Origin of the sequence: uncultured Halorubrum sp., from assembly GCF_937146585.1 — an archaeon.
Classification (GTDB): domain Archaea; phylum Halobacteriota; class Halobacteria; order Halobacteriales; family Haloferacaceae; genus Halorubrum; species Halorubrum miltondacostae.
The window spans coordinates 15347-41915 of the sequence record NZ_CAKZRO010000046.1; the positions used below are offsets into that span (position 1 = coordinate 15347).

Genomic DNA, 26569 nt, shown 5'->3' on the forward strand with positions numbered 1-26569 from the left:
CGGGACTCAATCGGTGTCACCCCGTAGGAGAAGGCGCCGGTGGAACGAGCCCGCCATCGGTGACCTGCTCGTCTCATCGGGACTGGATCCCTCCCGCGGTAGCTGCCACACGCCCACGCCTTCCGGTCCCGCTTTTGCGCCCGCACGACCCGACCGCGACAGCGCGCCGGCCGTGCGAGAATCAACGCTTAAGACGCCCCCAGAAGAACTCCGAGCTATGCTACTCGAAGCCGCCGTGACGGAGCCGCTGCCGATCAGCGCCACCGCGGGCGCGGTCCTGCTCGCGAGCCTCGCCCTCGTCGCCGTGTGGGTCGCGTACCTGTACCGCTGACCGGACCGGCGGGCGGCGCTCGTCAGGCGGTCTCGTCTCCCACCCCTTCTACCCGACCCTCGGCCGACCCCGACCCCTCCCCGACCGACCCCGACCCCTCCTACTCGGCCTCGTCTCCCTCGGTCCCGGCCCCTTCGAGCGGGGTCCCCTCGATCGCGTCGGCGTTCTCGCGGACCCACGCCGCGGCCCGCTCCGCCTCCGCCTCGCTCTCGGCGGTGATCTTCACGCTGACGACCTCGCCAGGGTAGGAGCCGACCCGCACGTCGAACCGCTCCCGGAGCGACGCGAACCGGTCGAGCAGCTCGCTCTCCGGCTCGTCGACGTCGACCGTGAGCACGTGGGTCAGCGTCCCCGCGAACTCGTCTTCGACCAGCTCGAACATCGCCTTCATCTCGTTCGGCACGCCCGGGAGGACGTAGACGGACTCGACGACCGCGCCGGGCGCGACCCCGGCCTCGTTCGGCAGCGGCCGGCAGTCGGCGGGGAGGTGCGTCGTCTCCGCCGCGAGGTCGCCGCCGCTGTACCCCCGCTCGGCGAGCCACGCGGCGGCCTCCTCGTTCTCCGCCAGGTCGCGGCCGAACGCGGCCGCGACCGCGTCCATCGTCACGTCGTCGTGCGTCGGCCCGAGGCCGCCGGTGACGATCACCGCGTCGTACTCGGCGTGGTACTCGTTGACGACGCGCGCGATCTCGGCGACCTCGTCCGGAAGGACGGTCACCCGCCGGACGTCGACCCCGCGGGCGTCGAGGCGGTCGCAGAGCCAGGTGGCGTTCGTGTTCTCGGTGTCGCCGACGAGGAGCTCGTCCCCGACGGTGACGACGGCGGCGTTCATACCAGACGAAAGCGGGGCGCGGTAGAAAAGCACCGCGGCGCGGGCCGACGCCGCGGCGACGGCGGCCGGTCGCCCCCGTCAGAGCAGGCCGTCGTCGTCGTCGTCCTCGTAGACGCCGAGGCCGAGGTCGCGCCGGCGCTCCCTGAGCGCCTCCAGCTGGCGGCGGAAGTAGAGCGTCCCGGCGACCGCGGCGACCGCGGCGACGATCAGGATGACGCCGAACACCACGAGGTCGCCCTCGCGGTACGACTGGACGACGATCGACCCGCGCGTCACCTCGTCCCAGACGATCCGGTCGCGGTCGCCGACCGTCTCGACCCCGTGGTCGCGCGGCGACACGTGCCCGACGACCGGCACCTCGGTGCTGAACTCCGGCGGCAGCGTCACGGCGTACGACCCCTCGACGTACGCGCGCATGCTGAACCGGCGGGGCGACCCGGCCCCGGAGAACGCGGCCTTCCCGCCGCGCATGTCGTCGGCGAAGCGGACCCACGTCTCGTCGGTCGTGCGCTCGATCTCGCCGCCGCGCTCGCGGAACTCGCTGCCGGTGATCACCTCGCCGTCGGGGTACTGGTAGCGGAACGCCTCGAACTCCAGCGGCTGGTCGCCGGCGTACGGCGTCTGTCGGTACAGCCGGATCTCCTCACGGTCGCCCACCGCGTACACGACGGTGTACGTCGCGTCGGTGGTGAGGTTGAACGCGGCGTCGCGGTCCGTGTCGAAGTCGTACGCGTGCGGCGGCTCGGCGTCGAGGGTCTCGTTGGTCACCTCGCCGCCGCCGGTCGCGTAACCGAGACAGCCGGCGCTGACAGCGAGGAGCGCGACCGTCGCCACCGCGAGCGCGAAGCGTCTGTTCACGTATGTCCTCCGTTCAAACGACGCAGCGCATCTCCGCCGGGAGGTACGAGCCGATGGCCGCGAGCAGCCCCGGCGGGTCGGTCCCTTCCGCGCAGACGATGCTCTGCTCCAATAGGCCGAGCCGGTCGACGGTGACGATGTCCTGCGCGTGGCCCGCGCGGTTCACCGTCGCGCGCGTCTCGCCGCGGGTCGCCGAGTTGACGTTCACCCGGCCGTCGCCGCGCTGCCAGTCGTACAGGCGGTCGCGCTCGGCGTCGGCGAGCCGGCTCTGGTCCGCCTCCGGGTCGCCCGGATCCCCGCCGTAGACGAACCGCAGCGGGAGGTGCTGGACGAGGCCGAACCGCTCGACGACCTGCTCCGGCGAGCCGACGCCGAGTCCCAGCTCGTCCGCGGGGACGAACACGTCGACGCCGGCGTCGAGGGTGAACCCCACGTCGTCCCACGACTCGAGGGTGCCGACGTACGTCTCGCCCGATTCGAGGCCGCCGTCGTGAGCGACGACCTCCCCCCACGTCTCCGCGAGGACGTTGCGCGCGACCGGGGCGTCCTCGCCGGTCACGTCCACCTGGACGAAGTCGTCGTCGCGGACGCCGACCTGCCAGTCGGCGTCGAGCTCGCCGACGTCGTTGGCGACGAGCGAGTTCATGCCGTCGAGCGCGCGGTCGCGGGCGTCGCCCTCGACGTAGCACTTCGTTGCGAGGACGACCATCAGGCGGTCACGTCCGCGTTGAGCTCGTCGCGCAGCTCCGCGATGCGCTGGTCCATCGCCTCGCGGAGCCGGTCGTTGTCCATCGCCTCCAGCGGCGAGCCGCACTCGGGGCACTCGAAGCCGAAGTCCATCGCCTCGCCGAACTCGAAGCGGATGGAACACACCTCACAGAGGTAGAACTCGTGGGTGCGCTCGTACTCCTCGCGTTCCTCTAAGGCGTCGAGCAGCCGGTACATCTCCTCCTGGAGGTTCTCCGGGATGTTGTCGTAGTGGAACGTCCACAGGTACGTGAGCCACCCGGAGTCCTCGTCGCGGACGCGGCGGTACGTCGCCAGGTCGTTCTCGTACAGGATGAACAGCGCGCGCCGCACGTCGTTGAGCTCCAAGCCGAGTTCCTCGGCCAGCTCCTCGTCGGTGACCTCGCCGTCGGGCGGCGCGGCCGCGACCGGCATCCCCGTCGGCCCCACCAGCTCGTGGAGGTACTTCTGGATGACGGGGTCGTTCAGTAGATCCTCAAAAGCCATTACGGGAATCTGGTGGTGGAATCGGGTTAAAACCTCCGAAAGGCGCGGTCGCGACGCGTTCCGTTCGGCCGAAAACCGGGGCCGGACCCACCCGCGATCGATCCGCGGGTCCGGCAGAGCTTTACGCGCCGTGGCTCACACTCGCCCGTATGACTGACTCGGTCGACGGCCGGGGGCGGCGCGGGCTCGGCGCCCTCGCGCTCCTCGCGGTCCCGGCGGTGCTGGCGGCGGTACCGCTGGTCCCGCTCGCCGCGCTGTTCGGTCCCGGCGGGCTCGGGCTCGTCCCGCTCGGCGCGCCGGGCGGATTCCTCGCCGCCCTGGTCGTCGGCCCCGCGCTCTCCGCGCTGCTCGGGCCCGCGCTCGTCGAGCGACGGATCGAGCGGCTCCCGGACGCCGACTTGGACGACCGCCGCGCCGACTTCGTCGCCGACCGCGTCGAGACGCTCGCGGCCGAGGTCGGCGTCGATCCGCCGGCGGTCACCGCGGTCCGCGTCGACGCCGCGAACGTCGCCGTCGCGGACGGCTACCGCGGCTCGCGGCTGGTGGTGTCGACGCGGCTGCTCTCGCTGCCGAAGGCCGACCGCGACGCCGCCCTGCGGCACGCGCTCGTCAGGCTCCGGTCGCGGCAGGCGCTGCTCGCGACCGCGACGCTCCCGGCGCTGGCGGCCGTCGAGACGGCGGCGCTGCTCGCGACTCTGCTCGTGGGACGCCGCGGGGACCGCACCGCCGCCGACCGCCGCGTCAACCGGATCCACGGGTACGAGCCGGACCGCGAGCGCGTCCCGTCGTGGGCGTACGCGGCCGCCGGCGTCCTGCTCTGGGCGGTGCTCCTGCCGGCGTGGGTCCCCGCGACGGTCGGAGACCGGCTCGGCGTGGCCGGGGGGCGCCGCGCCGCGGACGCCGTGGTCGCGCGCGCCGGGACCGAGCAGCGGACGGGGCTCGGGAACGCGGTCGCGTTCGCCAGCGACGCCGCCGGTGCCGGCGACTGGCCGCCGCTCCTCGACCGGCTCTCGCTCGTCTCGATGGCCGACGCCGAGACGGGTCGGGTCCGGGGGACGAGCCGCCAAGAGGCGCGGACGCGGCTCGCGCGGCTCCGCTCGAAGCGGACGCTGTAGGGCAGCGGTCCGGACGACGAGCGGTCCGGACGACGCCGTCCCGGTCAGGGCCGCGCCGGGACCTCCAGTCGGATCACCGTCCCGTCCTCGCCCGTCTCGATGTCGAACTCGCCGCCCGCCTTCGCGACGACCCAGTACATGAGCCAGATGCCGAGGCGGTCCGCGTGCGTCAGCGAGGTCTCGCCCGCCTCCAGGACCTGCGTCTCGTGGTCCGGGATCCCGGGGCCGTCGTCCGCGACCTCGATCGCGATCCACCCCTGCGGGCGGCGCTCGACGCTGACCTCGACCGACGGCGTCGCGGCGTCGTTGTGCTTCACCGCGTTCTCGGCCGCCTCGGAGACGGCGACGGGCAGGCCGACGGCCGTCGTCTCGATCGGCCCGTCGCCGGGCAGCGACAGGGTCACCGCCGCGTCCGGGTAGCGGCTGCGGAGCCGGTCTCTGAGCTCGACCAGCTCGTCGCGGAGGTCCATCGGGGCGTCGAGCCCGGGCGCGGAGACCGTCTCGTCGACGGTCTGGACGGCGCCCGCGATCCCCGTGAGGTCCGCTGCCGTCTCGGCGATGACGTCCAGCGACTGCCGCCGCGACTCCTCGTCGGGGTCGTCGCGGAGGAGGTCCGCGTACCCCTCGATGAGGTTCATCTTGTTCCGGAGGTTGTGGTTGAGCACTCGGGCCATCACCTCCAGCCGCCGCTCGCGGATCTTCCGTTCGGTGATGTCCGACTGGAACCCGACGTAGCCCGTCACCTCGCCCGCCGCGTCGCGCAGCGGCGCGATGGAGAGCCGGTTCCAGAACTTCTGGCCGTTCGCCCGGTAGTTGAGGATGTCGACCTCGACCGGTCGGTCCTCGTCGAGCGCCCGCCGTATCCTCGCCCGGGACTCGTCGCCCGTGTCCGCCCCTTGGAGGAACCGGCAGTCCTCGCCGAGCGCCTCGTCGCCGTAGCCGGTCAGCTCCTCGAACTTCTCGTTGTGGTATATCAGGGGGTTGTCGTCGCCGTCGCCCGCCCGCGCGAGAGTGATCCCCACCGGCGCCTCGTCCATCGCCTGCTCCTTGCGCCGCAGGTCCGCGACGGTCCGCCGGAACCGGAGCGACGTCCGCCGCCGCTCGACCAGGTTCGAGACGCGCGTCACGAGCGCCCGGCGTCCGACCGGGAGTTCGATGACGTCGTCGACGCGCTCCCACGCGGCGTGGCCGAGATCGGCCCGCGACCCCTCGCTCACCAGCAGCACGAACGGGAGGAACGCGGGGTCGGCGCGCTCGCGTCGGGCGTCGACCGCGTCCGCGGCGGCCTCGAAGGCCCCGGCGTCGAGGAGACAGCAGTCGAACTCGTCCGTCAGCGCGTCCGGCGACTCGGCCGTCCGGACCGCGTACCGCTCGGACAGCGCCTCGGACAGGAGCCCGCGGTCGCGGTCGGCGTCCATCAGCAGGAGGACCGTCGCGCGGTCGCGGTCGGGCGCTCGGTCGACGGGAGAGGCGGTGTCGTCGCGCGCGGCGCGGTCCGCGGACGCGTCCCCGTCGGAACGGCCCGCGGCCTCGTCGCCGTCGCCCGCCCCGGACCCCGGGTCCGACTTCGAGCCCATCTACCGTAGGTGAGGCGGGGAGACACTAAGAACTACCCCATATATATCACGGCCGGGTCCGAGTATCACGGTATGACACCGTCGCTATCCGAGCGGGCGTCGACCGGCGTCGCCGGCCTCGACGAGGTGCTGTCTGGGGGACTCGTTCCGACGCGGAGCTACATGGTCCGCGGCCAGGCTGGAAGCGGGAAGACGATCCTGGGGTTCCACTTCCTCCAGCAGGGCGTCGACGAGGGGGAGACGGCCCTGTTCGTCAACCTCGAAGAGGACCTCCGCGACCTGAAGGCCAACGCGGCCGCGCTGGGGTTCGACGCGGACGCGATCGAGTTCCTCGACCTGAGCCCGGGCGCGGACGCCTTCGTCGAGGACGAGTCGTACGAGGTGTTCGCGCCCTCGGAGGTCGAGCGAGAGCCGCTGACCGAGCGGATCGTCGAGGGCGTGACGGCGGTCGACCCCGACCGGGTGGTGGTCGACCCGCTGACGCAGCTCCGGTTCCTCCTCTCGGACGACTACCAGTTCCGCAAGCAGGTGGTCGGATTCATGCGGTTCCTGAAAGACAGGGGGGCGACCGTGCTGTTCACCGTCCAGAACACGCGGTCGCTCCCGACAGACGACCTCGAGTTCATCACGGACGGGACGGTCCGGCTCGACGCGGGGGCGTACGGCAAGACGGTCAGCGTCCCCAAGTTTCGGGGGTCGTCGACGCAGAGCGGGGACCACGCCTACCGGATCACCGACGCGGGAATGGAGGTGTTTCCCGCGCTCCAGCCCGGCACGCGGGACGAGGAGCTGGCGTTCGAGCAGGTCTCGTCGGGGATCCCCGAGGTCGACGAGCTGCTCCACGGCGGGATCGAGCGCGGCACCGTCACCATCGTGAGCGGCCCGACCGGCGTGGGGAAGACGACGCTCAGCACCCAGTTCATGAAGGAGGCCGCGGGCCGCGGGGAACGCTCCGTGATCTACCTGTTCGAGGAGAACCGGGAGACGTTCCTCGCCCGGTCGCGCGCGGTCAACATCCCCGTCGACGAGATGCTGGCGAAGGGGACGCTTCAGGTGACGGAGGTGGAGGCGTTAGAGCGGTCGCCACAGGAGTTCGCCCGCATGGTCCGCGACGAGGTCGAGGAGGAGGGGGCCGACATCGTCATGATCGACGGTATCTCCGGGTATCGGTTGACCCTGCGCGGCGAGAAAGAGCAGATGCTCCAGCAGATGCACGCGCTCGGTCGCTACCTCAAGAACGCGGGCGTCACCGGCCTCTTCATCGACGAGACGCGGAACGTCACCGGGGAGTTCCGCGCGACGATGGAGAACATCAGCTACCTCGCCGACAACATCCTCTTTCTCCGGCACTTGGAGGTCGACGGCGAGCTTCGCAAGGCGATCGGCGTGTTGAAAAAGCGGACGAGCGACTTCGAGCGGACGATCCGCGAGTTCAAGATCACGGAACACGGGATCAGCGTCGGCGAGCCGATGTCCGGCCTCCGCGGCATCCTGAGCGGGACGCCGGAGGTCGTCGAGCGAGACGCGGAGCGCGGCGACGCGGGCGAGTAGCCGCGGTCAGTCGCGGCGCTCGGACGCTCGGTCGTTCCCGGGGCTGTCGTCCCCGGCGCTGTCGTCCCCGGCGCTGTCGTTTTCGGTCCCCGCGTCGACCACCGTCTTTCCGGTCGCCTCCGGGACGACGCGCCGGTCCGCGTCCGCCCACTCCCGGTCCAGCTCCGCCCCGTCGAACAGGCGGTCGAGGAAGACGGCGAGCCCCGCGACCTCCGAGTGCGGCTGGTTCGTCACGCCCACGTTGAAGTCGGCGCGCTCGTACAGCGCCCACGGCACCTTCTCGCCGCCGACCACGACGAGGAGGTCGCGCGGCGGCGACGCCTCCCCGAGCACGTCCGGCTCGTCGAGGCCGACCGCCTCGCGGACCGCTCCCTCCACGTCTTGGACGCGCTCGCCGTACATCGTGAGGTGGACGACGACCCCCTCGAACTCCCGGACGATCGCCTTCTGGTCCTCGCGCAGTTCGACCGCGAACGGCCCGCCGAACCGGCCCGTGATGTCCCGGACCGTCTCGGCGGACTGGCCGGCGTTGTCGGGGAAGATCACCCGGTCGGCCCCGAGCGCCCGCGCCGTGAGCCCGACGTGCGTCGTCATGCGGTCGTCGCGCCCCGGCCGATGGCCGTACCGGAGGACGACGACCTCGCGCGCATCGTTCATGCCACGGGCTGGGAGGCCGACCCGGGTGTCGCTTTCGATGCGAGCGCCCCGCGGTCGACCCCTCGGGTCCGCGCCGGAGTCGCCAAGTTGATCCGCAGACGTGGATCGAACTGATCCGAAACCGGGCGAGGTAACCACGTAACTGAAAGCTTCATGTGGGAGGCGGTCGCGGTGTGACGCATGACGAGCGTCAAGGAGTTCCGCGTCGACGAGCCGGCGACCGCCGACGGACTCGGTCGGGGGCGGTTCGTCTTCACGGACGCCTACTCGGTGTTCGACTGGGGGCAGATGCCCGACGCCATCCCGCGCAAGGGGGCGAGCCTCTGCGCGATGGGCGCGTTCAACTTCGAACTGCTGGATAACGCGGGCGTTCCGACCCACTACCGCGGGGTCGCGGACCCGGGCGCCGCCGCGGACGACGGGGCCGAGCCCGACCCCGTCCCGCTCGTCGAGGCGACTGCGCCGCCGACCGAGATGGCCATCGACCTGACGCAGGTCCCCGACCTGCCGTACGAGGGCACCCACGCAGGATACGACTACGACGCCTTCCACGCCGCGGGCGGGGAGAACTACCTCGTCCCGCTGGAGGTCGTCTTCCGCAACCGGGTCCCGGTCGGCTCCAGCCTGCGGAAGCGCGCGGAGCCCGCCGACCTCGGCCTCGACGACCTCGGCGGGTCCGACGGCGAGTGGCCCGACGAGCCGGTCGACCTCCCGGAGCCGGTCGTGGAGTTCTCGACGAAGTACGAACAGCAGGACCGCTACCTCGCCCGCGCCGAGGCGGACGCGATCGCGGGGGCCGCCGACGTCGACGCGCTCGAGGCCCTCGCGCGCGACGTGAACCGCGTCGTCACCGAGCGCGCCGAGGCGGCCGGGTTCGTCCACGAGGACGGCAAGATCGAGTGCCTCTACGCCGACGGCGAGCTCCGGGTCGCGGACGTCGTCGGCACCTTCGACGAGAACCGGTTCTCGTACGGCGGCCGCGGGATCTCGAAGGAGGTCGTCCGCCAGTGGTACAAGGCGAACGACCCCGGCTGGGTCGAGGCCGTGACCGAGGCGAAGGCCGCGGTCGCCGACCGCGACATCGACGACTGGCGCGAGCTCTGCGAGGCCGACCCCGACCCGCTCCCGCCGGCGGTCGTCGACGCGGTCTCGGCGCTGTACGCGGCCGGCACGAACGCGTACACCGACCGCGGGTGGTTCGACGTCCCCGACGTCGGGGCGGCGCTGGACGCGGTCGACGATCTATAAGACGCTCCCGAGAACAGGGGGGCGACCCTCGAACCCTCACGATCGAAGACACGCGAGGGAACCTCTTTACCGCCGACGCGCGTGGGTTCGCGCATGTCCACCGACGCCGACTTCGGGGAGCAGCTGGAGACCCGGACCGTCGCGTACCTCGACCGGATCGACGACTGCGTCGCCCTCCTCCCGCGGGCGCTCGACGAGTACGCGAGCGGGGGCGCGTACGACGAGACGGTCGACGAGATAGCCGCCGTCGAGAGCGAGTGCGACGAGCTCGTCCGCGGGCTCACGGCGCTCATCACCGACGCCGGACCCGACGACATCGGCCTGCTGAACACGCGGATCAACTTCAACGAGTCCGCGCTGCTCGACTTCTACAACGAGCTCGACGTGGTCGCGAACCACACCGAGCGGATCGTCCAGGAGGTGGCGATGATGCGCCCCGACGCGGGCGTCGAACCGTTCGCCGACATGCGGGAGATGGCGACGCGGATCGCCGAGATGACCGCGGTCCTCGGCGACGTGGTCGAGGGGTTCGTCAGGGGGCTCGCGCGCGCCGACGCCACCGAGACGCTCGCCGCGGGGATCGAGTCGATCCGCGCGCTCGAGAGCGAGTGCGACGACCTCCGCAACGACGCCATCGCGACCGCGTTCGCCGACGACGCGGTCGACCAGCCGCTCGTCTACCGCGAGCTCGCGATCCTGCTGGACGAGCTCGCGAACACGATCGAGGACCTCACCGACCGGATCGTCGTGATCGCGAGCAAGGAGCCGGGGATCGTCACGGACGCGGACGGGGAGTAGCCGAGCCGGCTCTCGACTCGCCGTCGCGTCGCCACCTTCGCCTCACCGCCGTGCCCAGTCCAGCATCCGCGCGTAGAAGGGGTCGGAGCCGAGTGCGCCGGCGTCGCCCACGATCGTCAGCTGCTTTTTCGCACGGGTGAGCGCGACGTTCACGCGGCGGTGGTCCTCGAAGATCGGGCCGTCGAGGTCGCCGGTCGCGACGAAGGAGACGAGGATGACCTCCTTCGAGGAGCCCTGGAAGCGGTCGACGGTGTCGACCGTCACGTCGGTCCGGCGGCCGATCTCCGCGACCTGCGCCCGGAAGGGGGCGATCACGCCGATGTCGTCCGGGTCGACGCCCGCGGCGACGTAGGCGTCGACGATCGCTGCGACGCGCTCGGCCTCGCGGACGTTCCGGTTGCCGTCGCGCTCGCCGTCCGGGTCGACGAACCCGACGCCGCCGGTGAGGTCGGGCGCGAGCGCGTCGGGGTCGACGCCGAGGTCGGCGAGCGTCTGCCCGGCCACCTCGGGGGTCGCGGGGCGGAGCGCGCCGTCGTAGAACTCCGCGGAGGCGAACGCCTGGATCCGTTGGCTCATCCGGTACTGGCGGTCGAGCATGACGCTCGCGTCGGGGTACGCCTCGATGAGCCGCTGGAAGAGCGAGGTCCGGAGGTCGTTCTCCGCGCGGACGACCGGGGGGAGCTGCTCGTGGTCGCCGACGAGGACGAACCGGTCGGCGAGGTTGATCGCGGCGTGGGTCCCGGGCTCCGTGAGCTGGGAGGCCTCGTCGACGAGGGCGACGTCGAACTCGCACTCGCGCATGACGCGGGAACCGCAGGCCGCGGTCGTCGCGGCGACGACGGACGCGTCCCGCAGCTCGGCCGCCTTCGCGTTCGGCTCGCCGCGCTGGACGAGCCGCACGTCCCGCATGTCGTCGCGCACGCCGGTCTCCGTCCCGACCCGGAGCACGTCCTCGAACCCTTGACCGCGGAGCGCCTCCAGCGCGTTGTCGACCGCGCGGTTGGTGAACGCGGATAGCAGCACCCGGTTCCCCTCCGCGACCAGCGCGCGGATCGCCCGGGCGATGGTGTACGTCTTCCCGGTGCCCGGCGGGCCGTGGATCAGCGCGCAGTCCTCGGCGTCGACCGCGAGCTCGACCGCCTCGTTCTGCGCCGCGTTGTTGTCGATGTAGGCGTCGGGCGCGTCGGCGGGGCGGTCGGCCGGCTCCCGGAACTCGGGGTCTCGCCGGCCGAAGATCACGTCCTTGCGGTCGGGGTCCCCCTTCAGCACGGCGTCGTGGAGCGCGGTCAGCGAGCGGTCGACGGAGATCTCGGAGGGGTAGACGTCGAGCCGACGCAGCTCGACGGGCTCGTCCGTCTCGACGACGACCTCGTCGCTCCCGAGCACGGTGATCCGACCGAGCTCGGCGTGACCGGAGACGGGGTCGCCGTCGCTCGCGAGCGCCACGTCGCCCTCGCGGAGCTTCGAGACGGCGTCGCCCGGCTTCCGGGCGCGGAGCTCCCAGCGGGCGTCGTCGATCTCGGTCTGCGCGACCGGCTCCAAGCCGATCAGCGCGCGGTCGTCGGCCGCGCGCTCCTCGGGCGTCTGCTCCCACAGCTTCCGGTACTCCGCGTGGGTCTCGCGGCGCTCCTCCTCCAAGGCGACGTAGAAGCGGTCGAAGTAGTCGCGCTCTTCGTCCGGGATCGCCGTCCCGATCTGCCCCGCCTTCGACTCCTGGTCGAGCCGGCCGGAGACGACCATACAGGCGTCCTGCTCGAAGCAGTAGCTACAGGTCGCGTCGGCCTCGTACCCCGTCGGCACCGTGGGGCGCTCCCCGGGGTCGTTGAGGCCGCGCCACTCCATCGCGGCGAGGGCGTTGCGCTCGCGGACGACGAACTCCAGGAAGCCGCGCCCGACCGTGAACTCCTTGGCGGGCGCGAGGTCGCCCGACTCCTCGTTGCGGTCCAAGGCGGTGTTCTTCGTGTACAGCAGCGTCCCGATGTCCGGGTCGACGCCGCGCTCGTCGAGCATGAGCGCGTAGCAGGCCGCCTGGACCTTGTCGTGGAACCGCGGCTCCCGCTTGGTGTTCTTCCCCGTCTTCAGTTCGACCGGCGTGCCGCGTCGAAGCGCGTCCGCTCGCCCCTTCAGCCCGAAGGTGGGCGAGATGAGCGTGAACTCCGAGCGCCACGTGTCGTCGTCGCTTAGGGTGCCCTGCGCGAGCCACCCCTCGACGGCGGCGGCGTTGCGCCGCACCTCGTCTTCGACCTCCGCGGTCTCGTAGCCGAGGAGGCCGAGTTCGAGGCCGGCCTCGGCGACGCGCTCCTCGACCGACGCCTCCAGCTCCATCCCGCGGAGCAGGTCGCCGAACACCTCGTGGACGACGGTCCCCTTGACGACGGGGTAGTTGAGCGGGATCCCCGAGAGCTTGTTCAGGTAGTACATCCGCGGGCACTGGACCCACGAGCGGATCCCCGTCACGTCGACGAGGAAGTCGGGCTCGAGGACGACCCACGACTCGTCGGTCGTCGCGTACCCCGTCTCTCCCCGATACTCGTCTTCCTCGGGATCGGTGACGAGCAGCTCCATCCCCGGTTCGGCGTGCCCGGCCGTCTCCGTCCACTTCCCCCACAGCGTCACGTCGACCGGGTCGCCCGCGCCGCGGTCGGGCCGGATCCGCACCTCGCGGAGGTCGCGCTCGCCGTACGACGTCGACACCGTCCGCGCCTCCCCGACGGAGACGATCGGTCCCCGAACGTTCACGTCCCCGCTCGGCGGCCGCACCGAAAAACGCTGTCGGTGGGCGGGGTGGCAGGCGACGGACGCCGTCGACGGGTCGCGGCGCGAACGCCAGTCGGCCCCGCCGCCACCGACACGCTCTTGCGCTCGCGTTCCCGAACTAGCGACGGACATGCGCGTACGAGACTGGGACGACATCCTCGCGGACGTCGCGAGCGACTCGACCGACCCCGACGGCTGGCGCGCGGTCGCCGGCTCCCGCCGCGGCGGCCTCGGGGAGGACCTCTACTTCGGCCACCCGAGCGTCGGTCTCTACCACCTGAAGACGTACGCGAAGAACCCCCGCGACCTCCGCGGGGTCGGGGCGCAGGTCGCCCGCAAGGTCGACGACGGGCTCGACCCGCTCCTCCCGGACGCCGAGAGCGACGGCCGGTTCGCGGTCCGGTCCGCCCCGGAGGACGAGGACCACGCCGAGGAGATGGCGACCCGGCTCACCGAGACGCTGCGGGTCCACGCGGAGGCGCCGACCGACCCGGACCACCTCTTCGAGGACGTGATGGAGGCCGTCGAGTCGCCCGCGTTCGGCCCGATGGAGTACGAGTTCGACGGACGACCCGACGAACTCGACGAGCTCTCCGACACCTTCGACGAGGCCGAGGAGCTGCTCACCAGCGAGCTCGACGACCTGATCGAGGACGACGACGTCGACCGCGGGTTCCACTGAGCGGCGGCGGGACTCCCGCGCGCCGCGGCGGGCCGAGCGACGTCGGACCCGCCGCATCGGTTTTGTCGCTCCGCCGCCAATGAGGCGTATGAGTGTCAAAGAAGACACGGCGAACGGCCTGATCTCGCTCGGCATCGGCGTCGCGGTCACCTGGTTCGCGGCCGACGACGGCGACCACGACACCACCGACCTCCTCCTCGCGGTCGCGATCAGCTCCTTCCTCTCGGGCTACTTCACGAGCTACTTCGCGAAGTGACCCGCGGTCGGCGACGACCTCGCCGCCTCAGATCGCCGTCACCCACGCCCGGTACTCCGCGTCGAGCTCGTACACCTCTCGGAAGGCGCGCTCGACGAACCCGGCGACCCGGTTCGCGTCCGACCGCGCGGTGACGACCGCGTTCGTCCCCTCGGCCTCCTCCGGACTGACGAGCTCGTCGATGCGGAACTCCGGGAACTCCGAGAGCAGGGCCTTCAGCCGCTCCAGCTCCTCGTCGGTACAGTCGAGAATTAGCTCCGTGCCCGCGAGCTGGATCCACGGCGGAACCTCGCCGCCGTCGGTGTCGTCGCTGTCGGGGTCGACGTCGACGGTCATCACGTCGCCGGAGCGCGCGCGGTGCGCGGCCGCGGCGTCGGCGAACAGCTTCAGCCGCTCGTCCTCGGACGCGGCGTCGAATCGGGTCATACCCACGCTCGGCCGCGACGGGGCTTAAAAATCCGGACTCCGCGGCCGTCGGCGGGCCGAGCCGGGCTTACTCCCGCTCCGTCTCGCTCAGCACGTCGCCGACGATCGAGCGCGTCCGCTCGGCCTCTGCGAGCCGCTCGTCGGCCTCGCCGCGCTCGATCAGGGCGAGGTCCCCGTCGTCGAGCGCGTGGCGCACCTCCGCCGCGCGGCGGAGGCGCTCGTACTCGTCGGTCCGCGCGAGCTCGCGGACCGAGCGGAGGGTCGCGACCGCGTCGTCGTCCGCGATCCGCCCGACGAGCGGGACCAGCTCGTCGATCTCGTAGGCGAGCTCGTCGCCCGGCTTCGGCGGCCAGTCGAGCGTCAGCGGCTCGCCGTCGAGCCGTTCGAGGTACGTCCGGTGGACCGCGACCGCCGTGCGGAGCGCGCCCGGGTCGTCGACGTAGTGGTCGAGCTTCGAGTTCGTGTAGTCGGCGTACTCCAGCAGCGTCGCGGGCGGCTCCTCGCCGGCCGCGTGCGTCTCGACGTACTCCGCGAGGTCGGTCGGCGGCACGTCGACGTCGACGAAGGGAGTCGCGTCCGCGCGGTCGAGGAAGCCGAACACCTCGCGGGCGGACGCCGAGTTGAAGAACTCCCGGAACGCCTCCATCACCGCCTCGTCGTACGAATCGATCGGCCCGCGGAGGCGGTCGAGGTCCGCGTCGAGGTCCGCGTCGGCCATGTCGGCGACCTCCCGGAGCTCCTCCAGCCGCGACTCCAGCCGCTTGCGGGCCTCCTTGGCCGCCTTCCGGCCCGCCCGGTAGTCGTCGACCGCGTCGTCGTACGCCTCCAGGAGGTCGACGAACTCCCCCGCCGGCTCCAGCGCCTCGCGGGCGGTCGCGAAGTCCTCGTCGGAGAGGCGGCGCTTGTCGACCGCCTCGTCGGCCGCCTCGAACGCCTCGGCGGCGGGGAGGTCGTCGTCGACGTCGACCGCGTCGCCGAACTCGCCCCGGAAGCGGACGTACGACTCGAAGTCGCCCGACCCGACCGCGTCCTCCTCGTACCGGTCGAGGATCCGGTTCGCGCGGCGGTACGCGTCGGCCGCCGCCTCGACGCGGTCGCGGCCGTAGCCGTCGATCCGCGACTCGATCCGGCGGAGTTCGTCGTAGCGCTCGCGGAGCCGCGCGGCCGCCTCCCCGGCCTCGCGGACGGGGTCGTCCGCCTCGTCCTCGGCGACGGCTTCGGCCATCGGTCAGTACACCTCGTCCGGGTCGAAGACGCGCTCGCCGACGTTCTCGCCGTCGACTGTCCGGTGGAAACACGACCGGTGGCCGGTGTGACAGGCCCCGCCCGCCTGGTCGACGAGGTACAGCAGCGCGTCGGCGTCGCAGTCGACCCGGACCTCGCGGACCGACTGGGTGTGGCCCGAGGTGCTCCCCTTGTGCCAGATCTCCTCTCGGGATCGGGAGTAGTAGTGCGCCTCGCCGGTCTCGCGGGTGCGCGCCAGCGCCTCGGGCGAGACGTACGCGAGCATCAACACCTCGCCGGAGTCGGCGTCTTGGGCGACCGCCGGGACCAGCCCGCTCTCGCCGAAGTCGACCTCGATCGACCCCGTCTCCGCGTCGGCGTCACTCATGGCTGTCCGGAGGCGTGGCGCTCGAATAGTCCTTGTGCCTGCGCTACCCGCGCCGCAACACGAGCGCGTCGCCGTCGGCGTACGCGTCCGGCCGGCGCTCGACGACCGCGAAGCCGAGCGACTCGTACAGCGCGAGGGCGGCGTCGTTCTCCGGATGCGCTTGGAGCGTCACCGGCCCGTCGGCGTCCGCGATCGCGGCGCGGAGGAGCCCGCGGGCGCGCCCCTCCCGCCGGAACTCGGGCGCGACGACGAGCTCCGCGACGTGGACCCCCGGCCGGTTCGGCGCGTCCACGGGGAGCAGGTAGCCGACGACGCGCCCCTCGGCGACGCTGACGCGCGCGGCCCCCACCGCCAGCCCGTACTCCAAGAGGTCCGGGCTCGGCTGGCGGAGGTGCGACTGGAGCTCGCGGATCCGGTCGGCGTCGGCGGTGCGCCCCGGACGGACTCTGGGGTCGGGACCGTCCCGTCCGTCTCCGTTCGGTCCGCCCGCGTCCGTCCCGTCGCCGTCGCGTCCGTCCCCGGCGTCGGAGTCGCGCTCGCCCGCCATCTCACACCACCGCCCAGAGCGTGACGGCGACGACCGCGCCGCCGAGCGTCGCGAGGAAGTTCACGGTCTGGTTGCCGATCCGGTCCCCCTCGATCAGCGCGCCGAGGAGGCTGTCGAGGGTCATGCCGGCGACGCCCGCGGCGACGACCGCGCCGCCCGCGGCGACGCCGCCGGGGACGACGGGATCGAGGAGCGGCGCGCCGCCCGCGGCCAGCACGCCGACGAGCAGCGCGCCGGAGAGGCCGGCGAGCTCGCCCTGCCAGGTGATCGCCCCGTCCGTGCCCGGCTCGACGCGGCGGAGGGTGGTCACCAGCCGCGGTCCGTCGTAGAGGCCGCCGATCTCCGAGGAGAGCGTGTCGGCCATCGCGGTCGCGGTCGCGCCGGCGAAGGCGAACCCGAGCGGCGCGGCCGGGACCGCGAGGTGCGGCGCGACCGCGTAGCCGATCACCGCCGCGAGCGCGACCGCCGAGTTCGCCAGCACGTTGCCCGTGCCGCGGGCCCCCTCGTTCTCCTGGGCGACCCCGCGGGCCGCCTTCTCGTCGAACCGGTACTTCGAGGCGAGCCCGCCGAACGCGTAGAAGGACATGAGGGTGAGGAACCACCCCACGCCGCCGAGGACGACCGCGAGCAGCGCCGAGACCACGCCGGTGAGCATCCCGGCGACCGAGGCGGTGCCGATGGCGAAGGAGACGTAGCCGAGCGCGCCGGTCACCGCGAGGCCGACGACGATGAGGGGGGCGTCGACGGTCGGTTCGAGGGCCATGAACCCCCAGGTCACGAACGCGACGAGTATCGTCGTGATGTGCGCGTCCCGGGAGAACACCAGCGAGCGGACGAGCGCGGCCGTCAGCGCGGCCGCGGCCGCGAGGAACGTGAGCAGGGGGACCGTCGCGCCGTCGACCGGCGCACCGGTCTGGAGCCGGACCGCGATCTGCCCGACGAGCGCGCCGACCGTCCCGGCCGCGACGTAGCCGGCGACGAGGGGGAACTCGTCGCCGGTCCGGCGGGAGACGAGCGTCCGCCCGAGGCGGCCGACGCCGACGGCGAGCGCCGCGGCCGCGAACGCCTCGTACGGCAGCGGGGCGCGCGGCAGCGACGCGAACAGCGCGAGGCCCGCGCCGGCGAGCGCGAAGGAGACCAACCCGTAGAGTCGCTCGGCCTCGCGGTCGCCGGGGAGCGCGAGCGTCTCGAACCACTCGCCGTCGCGGACGCCGAAGAACGCCGCCCCGGCGACGGCGAAGAACGGCACCGCCGCGGCCTCGTCGAGCGCCGGCGCGAGGGCCGCGACGGCCGCGACCGCGGCGAAGATACCCGCGCGTCGGAGCCTCCGTATCACACCCTCGGCTACCCGCGACGCCCACTTAACGGTCCCGACAGCCGTCGGGTGGTCGCGGGGAGTCGAACGCGGTCCGAACCGCAGAAGCTACCGCTCGTCAGTACCGGTACTCGTTGAACTGGACCGCGTGTCCCTCCAGCACGCGCACCGACTCCTCCGGATCCTCCTCGTCGTCTCCGGTCCGGCCCTCGTGTGAGTCAACCTCTCTCATGTGAGTGCGGTACACTCGCTCACATATAACTGTTTTCCACGCAGTGAACGTTATTCCCGCGCTCGCGGCGGCGCTCAGCCGATGACGCGGTCGATCTGGCCGAGGTGGTCGAGGACGTGGTCGGGCGTCACCGCGGACGCCTCGAGGGTCGCCTCGTCGGTGACGCCGGAGCGGACGAGGACGGTGGTCATCCCGGCGCGCTCGCCCAGCGCGATGTCCGTGTCGAGCCGGTCGCCGACCACGAGACACTCCTCGGGGGGGTAGGGGAGCCGCTCGCGCACCATCTCGATCGCGGTGTCAGAGGGCTTGCCGAGGACGGCGTCTGGCTCGCGCTCCGCGACGCCCGCGACGGCGTTGATGACCGCGCCCGATCCGGGGACGTCGCGCTCGGGGGCCGGGATCACCACGTCGGGGTCGGTGCCGATGAACGGGATGTCGCGTTCGAGGGCCCACATCGCCGTACAGAGGTCGTCGTAGTCGAACTCGCGGTCGATGGAGGCGACGAGCGCGTCCGCCGCGTCGACGTCGTCGGTCGTCGACAGCCCCGCGGCCGCGAACTGGTCGAGCAGCCCCGCCTCGGCGATACAGAGGAGGTCGTCGCCGCGGTGGTGCTCCCGCAGGTACCGCGTGGTGACGCTGCCGGCGGTGAAGACGCGGTCGGCGTCGACGTCGTACCCCGCCGCGCCGAGGCGGTCGACGTACGCCGGCGGCGCCTTGGTCGGGTTGTTCGAGACGAACAGCGGCTCGATCCCGGCCTCCCGGAGCCGCCGGTACCCCGCCGGAGCGCCCGGGATCGGATCGTCGCCGCGCACGACCGTGCCGTCGACGTCGATGACGGCCCCGCTGAAGTCCATACCCGACGTGCGAGCGCCACGGCCGTAGGGGTTGCGCCCGGGGGACGAGGGGACGCGAGGGGGGCCGTCCCCGACGGCGTCCAGGATCACGAATACGGTACCGTTCACACCTTCGGGATAACGGAAGGGTAAAACGGCAGCGCTCCGTATCGGTCTCCACTGTGACGACGACCCAGGTGACCCTCGTCCAGATCGACAACTACGGGCCGTGGACGACGACGCCGGAGCCGCGCCGAGAGATGGACCTCCAGACGCTCCAGTCGCGGCTCTTCGCGGACGTGGCCCAGTTTCTCGGGCACCGCGACGCCTACGTCTTCTTTACGCGCTTCGACAACATGATCGCGGTGACCAACGGGGTCGACGGCGCGGCCCACGCGACCCTCCAGGAGTCGATCGGCAACCGCTACCCGGTCAGCGTCAGCCTCGGCACCGCCGTTGCCGAGCGCCCCGTCGACGCCCTCGAAGCCGCGAACCGGCGGCTCCAGACCGCGGGGAGCGCCCAAGACGAGAGTCGGACCGAAGTGCTCGCCGGCGAGTACCTCTCCGAGACGGACCGCTCGGACCTCCAGATCGCGCACTTCGACGTGGTGAACGCGACCGGGAAGTACACCGACCGGCTCAACGAGTACGACACGTTCATCAACATCGAACGGGCGTTCGGCTCGCTGATGCGCCACCTCCGCGAGGCGCACGGCGCGCTCTCCTTCTTCGTCGGCGGTGACAACGTCGTGGCGGTCTGTCCCGACCTCCCCGAGTCGGCGTTCTCCTCGGCCGTCTCGCACGTCGAGTCCGACGTCGACATCGAGCTCCAGGTCGGCGTCGGTCGCGGCGCGTCCGCCCACGAGGCCGGCTTCGCCGCCAAACACGCCCTCGAGGACTGCCGGCACGCCGGGACGAGCGTCGAGCTGTTCGGCGCGCCCGCCGCGGGCGACTGATCGGTTCGCCGCGGTGGTGGTCGACGCTACCACCTCATCAGAGAATCAACTCTGATAATCGCGGTGCGAGATTTTTATACACCGGTCGGGAAGTCCCGGTTAGCATGTCAGAGGAGATAGTGTTCGTCTGTACGGCGGACGGCTGTGACGAGGGCCCGTGGGAGGGCTCGCACGACGCGATGGCACACTGCTCCGAGCATCCGGACCACGGGTACACCGGGATGCCGCGGTCGGAGATCGACCCGTCCCGCGAGGTCATCCCCGCGACCGCGACGCGGAAGCGCGACAACCGCAACCTCCAGCACAAGGGCCACCCGAAGGGTGCGCACGCGCAGGACGACTGACCGATCCCGACGGGTGCGCCGCGCCGCCGGCGTCCGCCCCAGACGCCGCCCCCGACTTCCCGTTTTCGTTAATCGGCGCACCGAGCGCGCACCCTGCTGAACCGACCGTCTCCTCCTCTCGATCCGACGCCGTTTATCAGCGGGCCGGACGTACGGGCCGGTATGGTCTCGGAGATCTTCGATCCCGACGCGTGGGAGTCCGTCACCGACGAGTTCGACGACATCACCTATCACCGCGCCGTTGACGTCCCCGCGGTCCGGATCGCCTTCGACCGCCCCGCGGTCCGCAACGCCTTCCGGCCCGGCACGGTCGACGAGCTGTACGCCGCGCTCGACCACGCGCGGAAGCAGGCCGACGTCGGCTGCGTCCTCCTCACCGGGAACGGCCCCTCCGAGAAAGACGGCGGCTGGGCGTTCTGTTCCGGCGGCGACCAGTCCGTCCGGGGCGGCTCCGGCTACGAGTACCGCGACGACGACGAGGCGGGCGACGACGACGACGACCTCGTCCGCGAGGCGCGGGCGGGGCGGCTCCACATCCTCGAGGTCCAGCGGTTAATCCGGTTCATGCCGAAGCCCGTCGTCGCGGTCGTCCCCGGCTGGGCGGTCGGCGGCGGCCACTCGCTCCACGTCGTCTGCGACATGACCCTCGCCAGCGAGGAGCACGGGAAGTTCCTCCAGACCGACCCCGACGTCGGCTCGTTCGACGGCGGCTTCGGCTCCGCCTACCTCGCGAAGCAGATCGGCCAGAAGAAGGCGCGCGAGGTGTTCTTCCGCGGGAAGACCTACTCCGCCGAGGAAGCGGCGGACATGGGGATGGTCAACGAGGTCGTCCCGCACGAGGAGTTAGAGGACGTGGCCCTAGAGTGGGCCGACGAGATGACCCGGAAGTCGCCGACGGCGATGCGGATGCTGAAGTACGCGTTCAACATGGCCGACGACGGGATGGTCGGCCAGCAGGTGTTCGCGGGCGAGGCGACGCGGCTCGCGTACATGACGGAAGAGGCCCAGGAGGGCCGCGACGCGTTCTTGGAGGGCCGCGAGCCGGCGTTCCGCGACTACCCCTGGCACTACTGAGCGGCGGGGGCACCTACAAGTGCGCCGGCGCAGTACCCAGCGTATGCTCGTGGAGGCGGTGATGACGACGGACCTCGTCACCTGCGACGCCGACGCCACGGTCCGCGACGCCACGGAGCGGATGCTCCGCAACCGGGTCAGCAGCGTCGTCGTCACCGACGACGGGACGCCCGCCGGGATACTCACCGAGAGCGACGTCCTCCGCGCCGGCTACGCCACCGACGACCCGCTGTCGACGATTCCGGTCCGGAAGGCGGCGAGCGCCCCGCTCGTCACGGTCCGCCCCAGTGCGACGCTCCGGACGGCGACGAAGCGGATGCGGTCGGAGGGGGTAAAGAAGCTCGTCGTCGTCGACGGGATGTCGCCGGAGGGGATCGTCACCACGCAGGACGTCGTCGACAACTACGCGGGGATCCGGAAGGAGGTCCGCGACCTCGCGACGGACGCCACGGGGTGGTCGGAGCGCTCCGACCGGCTCGACGAGTGAGGCCGACGGGCGGGCCGGAGCGGCCGCCGTCGGTCGCGGGTCGTCGTCACCCACGATCTCCTCCGGAGTCGCCTCTTTCGTGAGTCCCGGACGGTACACCCCGTGCGTCGGGGTTCCCTCCCCTGCGACGTGCGCGGCACGACTCCCGAACGGCCGCACGCCCTGCCGCGGGGCGAATCTCAGCGAACATGTTCGCAATCCGTCTTACCGGTGAGGGGTGTGTACGCCGACACATGGCTCAGACCAGCGAGATCTCGGGGTCGCCCCCGACCGAAGCGGATATGGACGCGGACCCGGACGAGGCGGCGGCTGCCGCAACCGAGGCGGAGACGACCGTCACCGTGCGGTGTACCGGCCACGTGCGCACGGAACTCGACGTCCACGAGTTCGAGTTCGCCTTCGAGGGCGACACGCTCCGCGCGTTCCTGGACGAACTATTCGCGGAGTACCCGCAGCTCCAGGACATGCTGATCGCGGAGTCGGAGGCGGACGCGACCCACAGCGGTTGGGCTCCGACGCCCGAGGAGCTGCCGGGCACGTGGTCGAAGAACCCGGTCGGCGAACAGACCATCGCGTACGCCCGGATCCTCGTGAACGGCCACTTCAACGAGAACGAAAACGGGTTCGACACGGAGCTGGAGGCGGGCGACCGCGTCGCCTTGGTCTACCCCTTCATGTTCTGCTGTTAGCGCCGCGGTCGCGAGCGCCGGGCGTCCTCGCCCTCGGCTTCGTCGACGCGCGAACTCGGTCCGGCGTCCCCCTCGCGGCGCGCTACGCGGCCGCTCCGGCGGCGTTCGACTCTGAGGCGTGCGCGACGCGATCCGTGCCGCGCCGCAATCGGAGGGTGACGACGCTCCCCTCCGGGTCGTTCTCGTCGAACCGGACCTCCCCGCCCGAGCGCGCGACGATCCAGCTGACGAGCCAGAGGCCGAGGCCGCTGGTGTGCTCCAGGTCGGTCTCGTACCCGCGTTTTAGCACCTCCACTTCGGCCTCGTCGATCCCCGGCCCGTTGTCGGCGATCCGCAGGTCGACGAAGTCGGTTCCGTCCCGGGAGACGACGGCGGACTCGATCTCGACGCGCGGCGTCGGCTTATCGTTGTGTTCGACCGCGTTCTCGACGACGTTCGCCACCGCGGAGTCGAGCAGCGGGTGCGCGGCGACCGTCAGCGTCGGCGGCAGCGAGACGTCGACCTCCGCCGACGGGTGGTCCTGGCGGACCTGCTCGCAGCACGTCTCGACGAGCGACGAGAGATCCCTCTCGTCGCGGTCGGACTCCCCGTCGATCAGGACGCGCTCGATGTCCCGCGCCTGCTCGCCGAGTTCGACGAGGTCCGTCGCCTGTCGCTTGATGGCGTCTGCCTTCTCGTCGGTGTCGACCGCGTCGCTCGTGAGCAGATTCGCGTTCCCCTGAATGATGTTGGCGTTGGTGCGGATGTCGTGGCGCAGGACGCGGTTGAGTATCGTCAGCTGCCGGGTCAGCTCCGTGGCCCGCGCCTCGGCCTGCCGCTGCCGGACGTCGTAAACGCCGACGATGAACCCGGTGAACGCGCCGCCGGACGCCCCGTCGATGACGACGAACAGCTGCTCGTCCATCGTCACGCCGTACTGCTGTTGGTACAGGATGAGGAGCGCGGCGCCGCCGGCGACGAGCGCCGCGCCGAGCCAGCTCCAGGCCCCGATCCGGAGCGCGTGTCGGCCGTCCGTGTCCCGGTTCCACAGCCAGACGCCGCCGAGCAACACGCCGCCGGTGAGGAGAAGGGGACCACCGATCCCCAACGCGAACGTCAGCAGGTCCTCTTCTTCCCCCACGGCGTGCCACACGTGTACCAGCGACAGCGCTCCGCCGAGCCCGATGATAATCGGGACTCCGAGCCGTTCTTTCACGAGCGCTGACGTGTCCATGAACCCCGTCTCGGGTTCGCGTAAAAAGTCTTACCGACGGTTTTCTCGGGGTCGATAATCGGGCGGGTGTAGCGCCTTTGGGTCGGGCGTTCGGGACGGACTGTCGGTCGGGCGGCGATCGGTATCGATCGCGGTCGTTCCCGGGCGTTCACACCGCTCGCTGCGCGCGACCTCCCTGATTCGAAACCCTTCCCAATCGAACACCTGCGGCTCGCGGAGTGCTCGCCCTAGGAGTGCGGGGGAAGGGATTCGAACCTCACTCACTCCGCTCGCTGCGCTCGCTCCGTTCGCTGTTTCGAACCCTTCTCGTCTGATTGCTGCTGCTCGCGAAGTGCTCGCAGCAGCAATGCGGGGGAAGGGATTCGAACCCTCGAACCTCTACAGGAGCGGATCTTAAGTCCGCCGCTTTTGGCCAGGCTCAGCCACCCCCGCGCGAGTCGGGCTACCCGCGGCGGGGTGAAACCCCTTTCGGAAATCCGGACCCGCCCTCACCAGTCGACCGAGAGCGTCCCGTCGCCGTGCGGGTCCGGCGCGATCTCCTCGTCCGTCCGCCGGTCGACGACGTGGATCACGCCCGCCTCTTTCTTCGCGGGACACGCCTCGGCCGCGCGGACGTTCTCCGCGAGGTCCTCCTCGCCGATGTAGTACGCCTCCGGCTTCGCCATCCCGCTCATCACGTCCATCACCCAGTTGTCAGCGACCTCGGCGCACTTCCCCGCCCCGAAGCACTTGTTCGCCTCGAAGACGATCTTGTACGGCTTCTCGTCGATCGGGGGCCCCTCGCCGCCGATGTCGCTGGCGCGGAGCACCTCGTCGCCGCCGTCGGTCTCGGCCTCGTCGCTCATGTCGACCCCTCGGCGGTCGCGGGACTTTCGTCTGTCGGTCGTTCTCGCTCGCAAGGAGCGGGCCGGTTACCCGTCCGTGTGCTCCGCGAGCAGCCGCTCGGCGTGGTCGAGCGAGTCGGCTATTTCCCACCGCACCTTCGCCGCGTCGCCGTACGCGAGCGCCTCCTTCAGCTCGTCGCGGAGGACGCCCGCCCCGAAGCCGACCGTGCCGCCGTCGGCGTCGCCGAGCTCGTACAGCGCGTAGCGGTCGGGCGCGCTCCCGACCGTCGACCGGTCGAGGTCGCGCCAGGGTTTCGCGAGGCTCATCGGAGCGGTCCCGTCGGCGTCGGGCTCACCGGTGCGCGTCGAGGCCGTCTTCGGGGCCCGCGACGATCTCGTAGCTCCCCTCGGTCCAGCCGTCCTCGACGAAGACGAACACGCGCCCGCCGGCGATCTCGGGGTCGGCCACGACCTCGTTGCGCTTGCCGTCGCGGCCGACGATCACGCCGGGGAACACCTCGTCGCGGTCGCCGTCCTCGACGATGACGCGACCGACGCCGGACTCCTCGAGGATCTCGTCGTCGGTCTTGTAGTCGTTCACGTACGTCATCACGCCCTCCGTCTCGGTGGGGTCGGTGACGAGGACGTGGGTCTCCTTGCCGGGGCCGGCGGTCACCGATCCCTCGGCCGACTCGGGGACGCCCCGGTAGAGGGTCGTCCGGCCGTCGAGGTACTCGACGACGACGCCCTCCTCCCGGAGGTCGACGCCGATCGAGGTCGGCGGCACGTCGCTGCGCGATGGCGCTGACATACGCGGGGCTCGGGGTGCCGGCCTCAAAAGGGACGCGCTCGGGGCTCGCGCGGAGCGGTTCGGACCGTCGGCGGCCGACCGCCGCGCTCCCGGGGCGGATTCAGCCGCGAGAATCGGCGTACCACATTTAAGTTCCTGCCGCGGGGAGTGCGTGTCATGCAACGGACGCGACGGTCCCTGCTGGGCGTCGGCGCGGCCCTCGTCGGGACCGCCGGGTGTCTCGGCGTCCAGGGCGTCGAGTACCCCGACGCCGCCGCGGACGCCGACGCGCCGGGCGACGGGGACGACCCCGCCGGAGACGACCCTCCCGACGAGACGCCGGACACCGACGCCGACCCGCCGGTGACGAACGCCGCGCTGGCGGCCGCGACCCGCGAAGTCGTCGACGACGCGGTGTGGTTCGCGACCGAGTACCCGGACGCGGTGGCGACCTACCGCGACGCGATCGCCGAGGCGGTCGCGACGGTCCGCTCGGTCCGCGAGACCGTCGACGACGAGGCGGCGGTCACGGCCGCACAGGTCGACGCGGTCGCGGCCGCGATCCGCGCGGCGGTCGACCGCGCGAGCGAGGCCCTGGAACCCCACTTCTCGCCCGGCCCGCGGATCCGCAGCCGCGTCGAGCGCCACGTCGAGACGCTGCGGACGTTCGCGCCCCGCGGCGACGTCGACCGCGCCCTCGAGGAGCTCGACCGGATCCGCACCAAACTCGCGAGCATCGGGACCGCGCTCTACGTCGAGGCGGAGTTCTCCCGTAATCCGATCCACAACCGACTGTTCCGGCGGCTGCTCGCGCCCCTGCCGACCGACGACCGCGAGCGCGGCCGCGTCACGAACGGCACGCTCGTCGAACTCGCCGTCGCGAGCCGGAACTTTGCGACGTTCGCGCACCGACCGTACGATCGCGACACGATCGACCGCGACCGGATCCCGCGTATCTACGGGGACGCCTTCTCTCCCGAGCGCCGGCGCGAACTGCGCGCTCGCCTCGGCCCGATCCCGCAGCCGGCGGACCGCGTCGAGGAGGTGTTCGTCGCGTTCGCGGAGCGCCCACCCGCGGGGAACCGGCCCAGCGAGACGTTCCGCGGCTGGGCCCGCGAACTCGACGGCGTTCCGGCGTACGTCCAGCGCTACCCGGACGCCGAGACCGCCGAGGCGCGGCTCTCGACGGCGCTCGACGGCGGCTCGACCGACGGCCGCGCGTCGATCGACCCCGAGGCGACGCTCGCCGGCTCCGACTTCAGCGGGAACGCTTCCGACGACGGGAACGCGTCCACCGACGGGAACGCTTCCGACGCGGACGTCGAGACCCAC

The 26569-nt window shown here is 71.7% G+C and carries 29 protein-coding genes and 1 tRNA gene; 12 read left to right on the top strand and 18 right to left on the bottom strand.

The genetic code is table 11. From position 1 onward, the window contains the following. Positions 1-431: 431 nt before the first annotated feature. The 4 genes from Q0116_RS03860 to Q0116_RS03875 all read right to left on the bottom strand — a co-directional run bounded on the left by Q0116_RS03860 (position 432) and on the right by Q0116_RS03875 (position 3254). Positions 432-1163 (bottom strand): competence/damage-inducible protein A, encoded by a 732-nt coding sequence (locus tag Q0116_RS03860; RefSeq protein ID WP_297885680.1) that lies wholly within the window; start codon positions 1161-1163, stop codon positions 432-434. 78 nt (positions 1164-1241) lie between these two features. After that, positions 1242-2021 carry a DUF5803 family protein gene (locus Q0116_RS03865; RefSeq protein ID WP_297885681.1) on the bottom strand — a complete coding sequence of 260 codons (780 nt, stop codon included), beginning with the start codon at positions 2019-2021 and terminating at the stop codon, positions 1242-1244. A 13-nt stretch (positions 2022-2034) separates the two neighbouring features. Continuing rightward, positions 2035-2730: a DUF2110 family protein gene (locus Q0116_RS03870; RefSeq protein WP_297885682.1), complete on the bottom strand. Its 696-nt coding sequence runs from the start codon at positions 2728-2730 to the stop codon at positions 2035-2037. Next, entirely contained in the window at positions 2730-3254 is a 525-nt protein-coding gene (locus Q0116_RS03875; protein WP_297885684.1) for a transcription factor, read from the bottom strand. Before Q0116_RS03875 ends, Q0116_RS03870 begins: the two co-directional genes overlap by 1 nt. Before the next feature lie 149 nt (positions 3255-3403). On the opposite strand from Q0116_RS03875, the gene Q0116_RS03880 reads away from it, so the two are divergent. Next, positions 3404-4369: a hypothetical protein gene (locus Q0116_RS03880; protein ID WP_297885686.1), complete on the top strand. Its 966-nt coding sequence runs from the start codon at positions 3404-3406 to the stop codon at positions 4367-4369. A gap of 44 nt (positions 4370-4413) precedes the next feature. Here Q0116_RS03880 and Q0116_RS03885 read toward each other — a convergent pair whose 3' ends face one another. Beyond that, positions 4414-5946, bottom strand: coding sequence for a PAS domain-containing protein (locus tag Q0116_RS03885; RefSeq protein ID WP_297885688.1), 1533 nt, complete (start codon positions 5944-5946; stop codon positions 4414-4416). A gap of 72 nt (positions 5947-6018) precedes the next feature. Between Q0116_RS03885 and Q0116_RS03890 the strand changes: the two genes are divergently transcribed. After that, the gene (locus Q0116_RS03890; RefSeq protein WP_297885690.1) at positions 6019-7497 is read left to right on the top strand and encodes an ATPase domain-containing protein; all 1479 of its coding nucleotides are present in this window, start codon (positions 6019-6021) and stop codon (positions 7495-7497) included. 6 nt (positions 7498-7503) lie between these two features. Here the strand turns inward: Q0116_RS03890 and Q0116_RS03895 are convergent, their stop codons facing one another. Then, entirely contained in the window at positions 7504-8154 is a 651-nt protein-coding gene (locus tag Q0116_RS03895) for a tRNA (cytidine(56)-2'-O)-methyltransferase (protein ID WP_297885692.1), read from the bottom strand. 180 nt (positions 8155-8334) lie between these two features. Here Q0116_RS03895 and Q0116_RS03900 point away from each other — a divergent pair, with 180 nt between their 5' ends. Further along, entirely contained in the window at positions 8335-9402 is a 1068-nt protein-coding gene (locus Q0116_RS03900; RefSeq protein ID WP_297885694.1) for a phosphoribosylaminoimidazolesuccinocarboxamide synthase, read from the top strand. Between the two features lie 93 nt (positions 9403-9495). Then, complete coding sequence (locus tag Q0116_RS03905) at positions 9496-10200, top strand: DUF47 domain-containing protein (protein ID WP_297885695.1); 705 nt, start codon at positions 9496-9498, stop codon at positions 10198-10200. Between the two features lie 42 nt (positions 10201-10242). Here Q0116_RS03905 and Q0116_RS03910 read toward each other — a convergent pair whose 3' ends face one another. Next, positions 10243-12939, bottom strand: a complete 2697-nt coding sequence (locus tag Q0116_RS03910; protein WP_297885697.1) for an AAA domain-containing protein — start codon at positions 12937-12939, stop codon at positions 10243-10245. Between the two features lie 148 nt (positions 12940-13087). On the opposite strand from Q0116_RS03910, the gene Q0116_RS03915 reads away from it, so the two are divergent. Continuing rightward, positions 13088-13639 (top strand): hypothetical protein, encoded by a 552-nt coding sequence (locus Q0116_RS03915; RefSeq protein ID WP_297885699.1) that lies wholly within the window; start codon positions 13088-13090, stop codon positions 13637-13639. Positions 13640-13727: 88 nt separating this feature from the next. Continuing rightward, positions 13728-13895: a hypothetical protein gene (locus Q0116_RS03920; RefSeq protein ID WP_297885701.1), complete on the top strand. Its 168-nt coding sequence runs from the start codon at positions 13728-13730 to the stop codon at positions 13893-13895. Positions 13896-13922: 27 nt separating this feature from the next. Here the strand turns inward: Q0116_RS03920 and Q0116_RS03925 are convergent, their stop codons facing one another. The 6 genes from Q0116_RS03925 to Q0116_RS03950 form a co-directional block, all read right to left on the bottom strand. Further along, a complete protein-coding gene (locus Q0116_RS03925) occupies positions 13923-14321 on the bottom strand; it encodes a hypothetical protein (protein WP_297885703.1) in 399 nt (132 codons plus the stop codon). A 67-nt stretch (positions 14322-14388) separates the two neighbouring features. After that, positions 14389-15546 (bottom strand): hypothetical protein, encoded by a 1158-nt coding sequence (locus tag Q0116_RS03930; RefSeq protein ID WP_297885705.1) that lies wholly within the window; start codon positions 15544-15546, stop codon positions 14389-14391. A 3-nt stretch (positions 15547-15549) separates the two neighbouring features. Beyond that, positions 15550-15933 (bottom strand): phosphoribosyl-AMP cyclohydrolase, encoded by a 384-nt coding sequence (hisI, locus tag Q0116_RS03935; protein ID WP_297885706.1) that lies wholly within the window; start codon positions 15931-15933, stop codon positions 15550-15552. Positions 15934-15976: 43 nt separating this feature from the next. Beyond that, entirely contained in the window at positions 15977-16480 is a 504-nt protein-coding gene (locus Q0116_RS03940) for an N-acetyltransferase (protein WP_297885708.1), read from the bottom strand. 1 nt (position 16481) lies between these two features. After that, the gene (locus Q0116_RS03945) at positions 16482-17816 is read right to left on the bottom strand and encodes a DUF92 domain-containing protein (protein WP_297885710.1); all 1335 of its coding nucleotides are present in this window, start codon (positions 17814-17816) and stop codon (positions 16482-16484) included. Between the two features lie 285 nt (positions 17817-18101). Further along, entirely contained in the window at positions 18102-18881 is a 780-nt protein-coding gene (locus Q0116_RS03950; RefSeq protein WP_297885712.1) for an HAD-IIA family hydrolase, read from the bottom strand. Between the two features lie 161 nt (positions 18882-19042). Here Q0116_RS03950 and Q0116_RS03955 point away from each other — a divergent pair, with 161 nt between their 5' ends. The 5 genes from Q0116_RS03955 to Q0116_RS03975 all read left to right on the top strand — a co-directional run bounded on the left by Q0116_RS03955 (position 19043) and on the right by Q0116_RS03975 (position 22410). Further along, entirely contained in the window at positions 19043-19816 is a 774-nt protein-coding gene (locus tag Q0116_RS03955) for a GTP cyclohydrolase III (protein ID WP_297885714.1), read from the top strand. Positions 19817-19920: 104 nt separating this feature from the next. After that, positions 19921-20160, top strand: a complete 240-nt coding sequence (locus Q0116_RS03960) for a hypothetical protein (RefSeq protein WP_297885716.1) — start codon at positions 19921-19923, stop codon at positions 20158-20160. A 162-nt stretch (positions 20161-20322) separates the two neighbouring features. Continuing rightward, a complete protein-coding gene (locus tag Q0116_RS03965; protein WP_297885718.1) occupies positions 20323-21234 on the top strand; it encodes a 1,4-dihydroxy-2-naphthoyl-CoA synthase in 912 nt (303 codons plus the stop codon). Between the two features lie 43 nt (positions 21235-21277). Continuing rightward, on the top strand, positions 21278-21721 hold the full coding sequence (locus tag Q0116_RS03970; protein ID WP_297885720.1) for a CBS domain-containing protein: 444 nt from the start codon (positions 21278-21280) through the stop codon (positions 21719-21721). A gap of 233 nt (positions 21722-21954) precedes the next feature. After that, complete coding sequence (locus Q0116_RS03975; protein WP_297885722.1) at positions 21955-22410, top strand: MoaD/ThiS family protein; 456 nt, start codon at positions 21955-21957, stop codon at positions 22408-22410. Between the two features lie 82 nt (positions 22411-22492). Here the strand turns inward: Q0116_RS03975 and Q0116_RS03980 are convergent, their stop codons facing one another. The 5 genes from Q0116_RS03980 to Q0116_RS04000 form a co-directional block, all read right to left on the bottom strand. Continuing rightward, a complete protein-coding gene (locus Q0116_RS03980; RefSeq protein WP_297885724.1) occupies positions 22493-23623 on the bottom strand; it encodes a sensor histidine kinase KdpD in 1131 nt (376 codons plus the stop codon). Positions 23624-23970: 347 nt separating this feature from the next. Then, positions 23971-24055 (bottom strand) — tRNA-Leu (locus Q0116_RS03985). 56 nt (positions 24056-24111) lie between these two features. Then, positions 24112-24468: a ferredoxin gene (locus Q0116_RS03990; protein ID WP_297885726.1), complete on the bottom strand. Its 357-nt coding sequence runs from the start codon at positions 24466-24468 to the stop codon at positions 24112-24114. Positions 24469-24534: 66 nt separating this feature from the next. Continuing rightward, positions 24535-24774, bottom strand: coding sequence for a hypothetical protein (locus Q0116_RS03995; protein ID WP_297885728.1), 240 nt, complete (start codon positions 24772-24774; stop codon positions 24535-24537). A 25-nt stretch (positions 24775-24799) separates the two neighbouring features. Next, positions 24800-25258 carry a DUF5796 family protein gene (locus Q0116_RS04000; protein WP_297885730.1) on the bottom strand — a complete coding sequence of 153 codons (459 nt, stop codon included), beginning with the start codon at positions 25256-25258 and terminating at the stop codon, positions 24800-24802. A 156-nt stretch (positions 25259-25414) separates the two neighbouring features. On the opposite strand from Q0116_RS04000, the gene Q0116_RS04005 reads away from it, so the two are divergent. Continuing rightward, the coding region (locus Q0116_RS04005; protein ID WP_297885732.1) for a hypothetical protein at positions 25415-26569 on the top strand (1155 nt) is incomplete at its 3' end.

What these genes read in the sequence shown, in the direction of transcription:
- Q0116_RS03930 (WP_297885705.1), bottom strand. Translation starts at nt 15,546, where the DNA reads ATGGCCGAAGCCGTCGCCGAGGACGAGGCGGACGACCCCGTCCGCGAG.
- Q0116_RS03875 (WP_297885684.1), bottom strand. Translation starts at nt 3,254, where the DNA reads ATGGCTTTTGAGGATCTACTGAACGACCCCGTCATCCAGAAGTACCTC.
- Q0116_RS03995 (WP_297885728.1), bottom strand. Translation starts at nt 24,774, where the DNA reads ATGAGCCTCGCGAAACCCTGGCGCGACCTCGACCGGTCGACGGTCGGG.
- Q0116_RS03960 (WP_297885716.1), top strand. Translation starts at nt 19,921, where the DNA reads ATGTCAGAGGAGATAGTGTTCGTCTGTACGGCGGACGGCTGTGACGAG.
- hisI (WP_297885706.1), bottom strand. Translation starts at nt 15,933, where the DNA reads ATGAGTGACGCCGACGCGGAGACGGGGTCGATCGAGGTCGACTTCGGC.
- Q0116_RS03940 (WP_297885708.1), bottom strand. Translation starts at nt 16,480, where the DNA reads ATGGCGGGCGAGCGCGACTCCGACGCCGGGGACGGACGCGACGGCGAC.
- Q0116_RS03950 (WP_297885712.1), bottom strand. Translation starts at nt 18,881, where the DNA reads ATGGACTTCAGCGGGGCCGTCATCGACGTCGACGGCACGGTCGTGCGC.
- Q0116_RS03915 (WP_297885699.1), top strand. Translation starts at nt 13,088, where the DNA reads ATGCGCGTACGAGACTGGGACGACATCCTCGCGGACGTCGCGAGCGAC.
- Q0116_RS03895 (WP_297885692.1), bottom strand. Translation starts at nt 8,154, where the DNA reads ATGAACGATGCGCGCGAGGTCGTCGTCCTCCGGTACGGCCATCGGCCG.
- Q0116_RS04000 (WP_297885730.1), bottom strand. Translation starts at nt 25,258, where the DNA reads ATGTCAGCGCCATCGCGCAGCGACGTGCCGCCGACCTCGATCGGCGTC.
- Q0116_RS03925 (WP_297885703.1), bottom strand. Translation starts at nt 14,321, where the DNA reads ATGACCCGATTCGACGCCGCGTCCGAGGACGAGCGGCTGAAGCTGTTC.
- Q0116_RS03970 (WP_297885720.1), top strand. Translation starts at nt 21,278, where the DNA reads ATGCTCGTGGAGGCGGTGATGACGACGGACCTCGTCACCTGCGACGCC.
- Q0116_RS03980 (WP_297885724.1), bottom strand. Translation starts at nt 23,623, where the DNA reads ATGGACACGTCAGCGCTCGTGAAAGAACGGCTCGGAGTCCCGATTATC.
- Q0116_RS03870 (WP_297885682.1), bottom strand. Translation starts at nt 2,730, where the DNA reads ATGGTCGTCCTCGCAACGAAGTGCTACGTCGAGGGCGACGCCCGCGAC.
- Q0116_RS03975 (WP_297885722.1), top strand. Translation starts at nt 21,955, where the DNA reads ATGGCTCAGACCAGCGAGATCTCGGGGTCGCCCCCGACCGAAGCGGAT.
- Q0116_RS03905 (WP_297885695.1), top strand. Translation starts at nt 9,496, where the DNA reads ATGTCCACCGACGCCGACTTCGGGGAGCAGCTGGAGACCCGGACCGTC.
- Q0116_RS03900 (WP_297885694.1), top strand. Translation starts at nt 8,335, where the DNA reads ATGACGAGCGTCAAGGAGTTCCGCGTCGACGAGCCGGCGACCGCCGAC.
- Q0116_RS03990 (WP_297885726.1), bottom strand. Translation starts at nt 24,468, where the DNA reads ATGAGCGACGAGGCCGAGACCGACGGCGGCGACGAGGTGCTCCGCGCC.
- Q0116_RS03885 (WP_297885688.1), bottom strand. Translation starts at nt 5,946, where the DNA reads ATGGGCTCGAAGTCGGACCCGGGGTCCGGGGCGGGCGACGGCGACGAG.
- Q0116_RS03965 (WP_297885718.1), top strand. Translation starts at nt 20,323, where the DNA reads ATGGTCTCGGAGATCTTCGATCCCGACGCGTGGGAGTCCGTCACCGAC.
- Q0116_RS03880 (WP_297885686.1), top strand. Translation starts at nt 3,404, where the DNA reads ATGACTGACTCGGTCGACGGCCGGGGGCGGCGCGGGCTCGGCGCCCTC.
- Q0116_RS03890 (WP_297885690.1), top strand. Translation starts at nt 6,019, where the DNA reads ATGACACCGTCGCTATCCGAGCGGGCGTCGACCGGCGTCGCCGGCCTC.
- Q0116_RS03860 (WP_297885680.1), bottom strand. Translation starts at nt 1,163, where the DNA reads ATGAACGCCGCCGTCGTCACCGTCGGGGACGAGCTCCTCGTCGGCGAC.
- Q0116_RS03920 (WP_297885701.1), top strand. Translation starts at nt 13,728, where the DNA reads ATGAGTGTCAAAGAAGACACGGCGAACGGCCTGATCTCGCTCGGCATC.